Origin of the sequence: Actinomadura violacea (assembly GCF_017573465.1) — a bacterium.
GTDB classification, from domain to species: Bacteria; Actinomycetota; Actinomycetes; order Streptosporangiales; family Streptosporangiaceae; genus Spirillospora; species Spirillospora violacea.
Genome location: NZ_JAGEPF010000023.1, coordinates 219,927 through 226,529, shown reverse-complemented (window position 1 = coordinate 226,529; position 6,603 = coordinate 219,927). Strand labels below are relative to the sequence as shown.

Here is a 6,603-nt window from a genome sequence, read left to right as displayed (position 1 = left end):
TCACCGTCGACGCCCAGGGCGAGATCCTCGAACTCAAGGACACCGTCAACACGATGGTCGACACCCTCTCGGCCTTCGCCGACGAGGTCACCCGCGTCGCCCGCGAAGTCGGCACCGAAGGCCGCCTCGGCGGCCAGGCGAACGTGCCCGGCGCCGGCGGCGTCTGGCGCGATCTGACCAACAACGTCAACGGCATGGCGTCCAACCTGACCTACCAGGTGCGCAACATCGCGCAGGTCACCACCGCGGTCGCCGAGGGCGACCTGGGCAAGAAGATCACCGTCGACGCCCAGGGCGAGATCCTCGAACTCAAGGACACCGTCAACACGATGGTCGACACCCTCTCGGCCTTCGCCGACGAGGTCACCCGCGTCGCCCGCGAAGTCGGCACCGAAGGCCGCCTGGGCGGCCAGGCGAACGTCCAGGGCGTGAGCGGGGTCTGGAAGAACCTGACCGACAACGTCAACTCGATGGCGAACAACCTGACGGTCCAGGTCCGCGGGATCGCGCAGGTCACCACGGCGGTCGCGCAGGGCGACCTGACCCGCAAGATCGAGGTGGACGCGCAGGGCGAGATCCTGCAGCTCAAGGACACCCTGAACACGATGGTCGACACCCTGTCGGCGTTCGCCGACGAGGTCAGCCGGGTCGCCCGCGAGGTCGGCACCGAGGGCCGCCTCGGCGGCCAGGCGCACGTGCCCGGCGCGGGCGGCATGTGGAAGGACCTGACCGACAACGTCAACGGGATGGCCTCCAACCTGACCTACCAGGTCCGCAACATCGCGCAGGTCGCGACGGCGGTCGCGCACGGCGACCTGACCCGCCGCATCGACGTCGACGCGCAGGGCGAGATCCTCGAGCTGAAGACGACGCTGAACACGATGGTGGACACGCTGTCGTCGTTCGCGTCCGAGGTGACCCGCGTCGCCCGCGAGGTCGGCAGCGAGGGCCGGCTCGGCGGGCAGGCCGAGGTCGAGGGCGTCTCGGGCACCTGGAAGCGGCTGACCGAGAGCGTGAACGAGCTGGCCCGCAACCTGACCACGCAGGTCCGCGCGATCGGCGCGGTGGCCAGCGCGGTCGCCACCGGCGACCTGACCCGGACGATCACCGTGGAGGCGCGCGGCGAGGTCGCCGAGCTGTCCGACAACGTCAACCTGATGGTCGCCACCCTGCGCGAGACGACCCGCGCGAACGAGGAGCAGGACTGGCTGAAGACCAACCTGGCCCGGATCGGCGGGCTCATGCAGGGCCACCGGGACCTGATGCAGGTCGCCGAGCTGATCATGCGGGAGCTGACGCCGACGGCGAGCGCCCAGTACGGCGCGTTCTACCTGGCCGAGGGCGGCGAGGAGGCCGAGCTGGTGCTGATCGCCGGGTACGGGACGCGGCGCAGCCGGATCGGGACGGTCCGGTTCGCGCTCGGCGAGGGCCTGGTCGGGCAGGCGGCGCAGGAGCGCCGGCCGCTGCTGATCAACGACGCGCCGGCCGACTACGTCCGGATCGGGTCGGGGCTGGGCGAGTCGTCGCCGGTCAACATCATCGTGCTGCCGATCGTGTTCGAGGACGAGGTGCTCGGCGCGATCGAGCTGGCCTCGTTCGGCCGGTTCACCGACGTGCACCTGGCGTTCTTCAGCCAGCTGATCGAGACGATCGGGGTGACGCTGAACGCGATCCGCGCCAACACCCGTACCGAGGCGCTGCTCGGCGAGTCCCAGCGGCTCGCGCAGGAGCTGCAGGAACGCTCCGACGAGCTGCAGCGCCAGCAGGGCGAGCTGCGGCACTCCAACACCGAGCTGGAGGAGAAGGCGGCGCTGCTGGCCCAGCAGAACCGCGCGATCGAGATCCAGAACTTCCAGATCGAGCAGGCGCGGCGGACGCTGGAGGAGCGCGCCGAGCAGCTGGCGATCTCCTCGCGGTACAAGTCGGAGTTCCTGGCGAACATGTCGCACGAGCTGCGGACGCCGCTGAACAGTCTGCTGGTGCTGGCGAAGCTGCTGTCGGAGAACCAGGGCGGCAACCTCACCGACAAGCAGGTGGAGTTCGCGCGGACGATCCACGAGTCCGGCACCGACCTGCTGGAGCTGATCAACGACATCCTCGACCTGGCCAAGGTGGAGGCCGGGAAGATGGAGGCGCACCCGCAGCGGCTGTCGGTGCCGGCGCTGGTGGACTACGTGGACGCCACGTTCCGCCCGCTGTCGGTGGACAAGGGCCTGCACTTCGGGGTCGAGGTCGCGCCGGACGTTCCGCCGACGCTGAACACCGACGAGCAGCGGCTGCAGCAGGTGCTGCGCAACCTGCTGTCGAACGCCGTGAAGTTCACGGCGGAGGGCGAGGTCCGGCTGGTGATCGAGCGGGCCGGGGACATCGACTTCACGCTGCCCGCGCTGTGGAACACCCCGGACGTCATCGCGTTCCGGGTGATCGACACCGGCATCGGGGTGAGCGCCGACAAGCTGCAGGAGATCTTCGAGCCGTTCCAGCAGGCCGACGGGACCACCAGCCGCCGCTACGGCGGCACGGGCCTGGGCCTGTCGATCAGCCGGAACATCGCTCGGCTGCTGGGCGGGGAGATCCAGGCGGAGAGCCAGCCGGGCCGCGGCAGCGTGTTCACGCTGTACCTGCCGGCGCAGTACAGCGAGTCCGAGGGGCGGCGCCGGGCGGCGGCCCAGGAGGAGGCGGACGGCGCGGCGGAGGCCCTGCCCGCGCTGCCGGCGGCCGGCTCCGCGGACCGCGGCGCCGCGGCGGACGCGGCGGCCGGCCGGGAGAACGGGCTGCCCGCCGACCAGCGGCCCCCGGGCGAGGGCCAGGGGCGGCCCGAGCCCGCGCTGAACGGGATGCTGGCCGAGCCGCCGGCGGACTTCGTCGACCGGGTGCTGTCGGGCCGCAAGGTGCTGATCGTCGACGACGACGTCCGCAACGTGTTCGCGCTGACGTCCGTCCTGGAGGGGTACGGGATGGAGGTCCTGTACGCCGAGGACGGGCAGGCGGGGATCGACCTGCTGCACCGCAACCCGGACGTGGCGATCGTGCTGATGGACGTGATGATGCCGGGCCTGGACGGCTACGCGACGACGGCGGCGATCCGGCAGATGCCGCAGTTCGCCGAGCTGCCGATCATCGTGATCACCGCGAAGGTGATGAAGGGCGATCGCGAGAAGAGCCTGGAATCGGGCGCGTCGGACTACGTGCCGAAGCCCGTCGACGTGGATCATCTCCTTGACGTCATGAGGAACTGGCTGCAACCCTCCATCGTCCGCTGAGAGAGGAGTCGCCTGGCAGGTAGGGTCGCGGTGGGCACGGGCGTGGCCCGCGGCGGGAGGCCGGACCGGAATCGGAGAGACGACGCGTGGACGACAAGGCGAAGATCCTGCTCGTGGACGACCGCGAGGAGAACCTGATCGCGCTGGAGGCCATCCTCAGTTCGCTCGATCAGGACCTGGTCCGGGCGCGGTCCGGTGAGGAGGCGCTGAAGGCGCTGCTCACCGACGAGTACGCGGTCATCCTGCTGGACGTCGTCATGCCGGGGATGGACGGGTTCGAGACGGCCCGCGACATCAAGCGCCGCAAGAAGACCCGCGACCTGCCGATCATCTTCCTCACCGCGGTGAACAGCGATCCCGACTACGCGTTCCGCGGGTACGCGGCGGGCGCGGTCGACTTCATCTCCAAGCCGTTCGACCCGTGGGTGCTGCGGGCGAAGGTGTCGGTGTTCGTGGAGCTGCACACCAAGAACAAGCAGCTGCGCGACCAGACGGCCCTGCTGCGGGAGCAGGCCGCGCTGCTGCGCGAGCAGTCGACGCTGCTGAAGGCGCGGGACGAGGCCGGCTCCGGTGCGGCCGGGGACGCGCCGCGGGACGGGGACCCGCAGGTCGCCGAGCGGCTGGCCGCGGTGACGGAGCAGGCCGAGACGGTCGGCAAGCAGCTGCCGGCGGCGCTGCGCGGCGAGTACGACGAGCTGGAGCGCCGGCTGGCGGCGCTGCGCGAGGTCCTGGAGCCCGGCGGCTGAACCGCCGTCCCGTTCGAGATGATCGACTGGCCGTGTCCGGTCAGTGACGCTTTGCGCCCTTCGGTCCCGGGGATGGTTCCGCCGGGAGGTGGGCCGTGGACGTCGCGGGGCTGTTCCTCGCGGGCGCCGGGGCGGGGCTGCTGGCGGGCGGCACCACCTGCGCGGCGACGCAGATCGGCCTGCTGACCGGCGCGGTCGGCGGCGCGGCGGGCGGTGCGGGCGCCGGTGCTGCGGGCGACGGTGCGGAGGGCACCGGTTCAGGGGTGGCGCGTCCGATCCGGCAGGTGTCGGTGTTCCTGGCGGCGAAGCTGGTCTCGCATGTGGCGCTGGGTGCGCTGCTCGGGCTGGTGGGCGGTGCTGTGCAGCCGGGGCCGCGGGTGCGCGGGGCGCTGCTGGCTGCCGCCGCGGCGGCCCTGGCGCTGTTCGCGCTCGATCTGCTGGGGTTCCGGCCGGTGCGCCGCCTGCTGAGACGGGACGCGGCGCCCTCGTCCGGGGACGGGGAGGACGCCTGCCACCCGCCGCGGGCCGGCCGGTCGAGGCGGCCCGCCCTGCTCGGCGCCGCGACGATCCTGGTCCCCTGTGGGCTGACGCTGTCGGCTGAACTGCTGGCCGTGACGTCGCGCTCCGCGCTCGGCGGCGCCGTCGTGATGGGCGCTTTCGTGCTGGGGACCGCGCCGCTGTTCGGGCTCATCGGCGTCACCGTCGGGCGGACGATGGAGCTGCTGCGCGGGCGGCTGACCGCCCTGCTCGCCGTGGCGCTGCTGGCCGTCTCCGGCTGGACGCTGCTGTCGGGGCTCCGGCTCGGCGGGTGGCTGCCGTCCGGCGGCGGGGCCGCGGCGGCCGATTCGGCGCGGTTCGTCCGCACCGACGCGGCGGGCACCCAGGTCGTCACGATCTGGGCCCTCGACCAGGGCTACCGGCCCGCGCTGCTGACCGCGCGGGCCCGCGTGCACACCGTCCTCGTGCTGCGGACGCGGCACACCTCGGGGCACATGCGGGTGTTCACCATCCCGAGCCGCGACAGGGACGTCTACCTGCCCGCGACGGGCGAGACCCGCGTCGACCTCGGCGCCCCGGGGCCGGGCCGGATGCCGTTCATGTGCGCGTCCGGCCACTTCCCCGGGGCGATCACGTTCCGCTAGCCCCGCGCCGGGTCAGGCGGACGCGGCGAGCTTCGCGCGGGCGGCGGCGATCCGGGCGAGGGTCCGGTCGCGGCCGAGGATCTCCAGGGACTCGAACAGCGGCAGCCCCACGGTGCGGCCGGTGACGGCGACGCGGACGGGTGCCTGCGTCTTGCCGAGCTTGAGGCCGCGCTCGGTGCCGACCCGCTCCAGCCGGTCCTTCAGCTCGCCGGCGTTCCACGGCGCGTCCTGGTAGGCCGCCTCGGCGGCGGCGAGGATGTCGGCGGCAGGCTCCTTCATCGCCTTGTTCCAGGACTGCTCGTCGGCGGGCGGCTCGTCCAGGAACGCGAAGTCGATCATCTGGACGATCTCCGAGAGCTGCGCGACGCGGGTCTGCGCGAGCGGCGCCAGCTCGGCGAACACCGCGACGTCCACGTCGAACGGAGCCTCCTGCAGGAACGGCAGGCACTCGGCGATGAACTTCTCGACGGGCAGCGCCCGGATGTACTCGCCGTTGATCGCGCGCAGCTTCTTGACGTCGAAGAACGCGGGCGAGGAGTTGACGTCCTCGATGCGGAACTCGTCGACGATCACGTCCCAGGGGACGATCTCGCGGTCGCCGGACGGCGCCCAGCCGAGCAGCATGAGGTAGTTGCGCATGGCCTCGGCGAGGTAGCCCTCGGCCCGGTAGTCCTCCAGGGCGACCTTGTCGCGGCGCTTGGACAGCTTCTGCCGCTTCTCGTTGACGATCACCGGGACGTGCGCCCAGACGGGCGGCTCGCCGCCGAGCGCCTCCCACAGCAGCTGCTGCTTGGGCGCGTTCGACAGGTGCTCCTCGCCGCGCACGACGTGGGTGATGCCCTGGCTCATGTCGTCGACGGCGTTGGCCAGCAGGAAGGTGACCGACCCGTCGGCGCGGGCGATGACGAAGTCCTCCAGCACGGCGTTGTCGAAGACGGGCTTGCCGCGCAGCAGGTCGACGACGGTGGTCTGGCCCTCGTCGGGGGTGCGGAAGCGCAGGGCGCGCCCGGGGCCGGGCTCGAGGCCGCGGTCGCGGCAGAACCCGTCGTAGCCCTTGTGCTGGTCGCCGGTGCGGGCGATGACGGCCTCGCGGGTGCAGTCGCAGTAGTAGGCGCGGCCCTGCTCGCGCAGCGTCCGGGCGGCCTCGACGTGCTTGTCGGCGTTGGCGGACTGGAAGTAGGGGCCCTCGTACTGCTCGCCGTCCATGCCGAGCCAGGCCAGGGCGCGGATGATGCCCTCGGTCCACTCGGGGCTGTTGCGCGAGGCGTCGGTGTCCTCGATCCGCAGCACGAGCGTGCCGCCCGACTGGGCCGCCATCGCCCAGTTGAACAGCGCGGAGCGGGCGCCGCCGACGTGGAACATGCCGGTCGGCGACGGCGCGAAACGTACCCGGATCGAAGAGCTCGTTGACATGCCCTCAAGGGTAGAGCGCGCGGGCCCCCGCTCGCGCCC

4 protein-coding genes are annotated in these 6,603 nt (G+C 72.1%); 3 read left to right on the top strand and 1 reads right to left on the bottom strand.

From position 1 onward, the window contains the following. The 3 genes from J4709_RS35175 to J4709_RS35165 form a co-directional block, all read left to right on the top strand. On the top strand, positions 1 to 3,263 hold a 3,263-nt coding region (locus J4709_RS35175; RefSeq protein WP_208247417.1), incomplete at its 5' end, for a hybrid sensor histidine kinase/response regulator. An 86-nt stretch (positions 3,264 to 3,349) separates the two neighbouring features. Next, entirely contained in the window at positions 3,350 to 4,009 is a 660-nt protein-coding gene (locus tag J4709_RS35170; RefSeq protein WP_208247415.1) for a response regulator, read from the top strand. Between the two features lie 95 nt (positions 4,010 to 4,104). Beyond that, the gene (locus tag J4709_RS35165; RefSeq protein ID WP_208247413.1) at positions 4,105 to 5,151 is read left to right on the top strand and encodes an urease accessory protein UreH domain-containing protein; all 1,047 of its coding nucleotides are present in this window, start codon (positions 4,105 to 4,107) and stop codon (positions 5,149 to 5,151) included. A gap of 12 nt (positions 5,152 to 5,163) precedes the next feature. Here J4709_RS35165 and gltX read toward each other — a convergent pair whose 3' ends face one another. Next, positions 5,164 to 6,564 carry a glutamate--tRNA ligase gene (gltX, locus tag J4709_RS35160; protein ID WP_208247411.1) on the bottom strand — a complete coding sequence of 467 codons (1,401 nt, stop codon included), beginning with the start codon at positions 6,562 to 6,564 and terminating at the stop codon, positions 5,164 to 5,166. Positions 6,565 to 6,603: the final 39 nt, after the last annotated feature.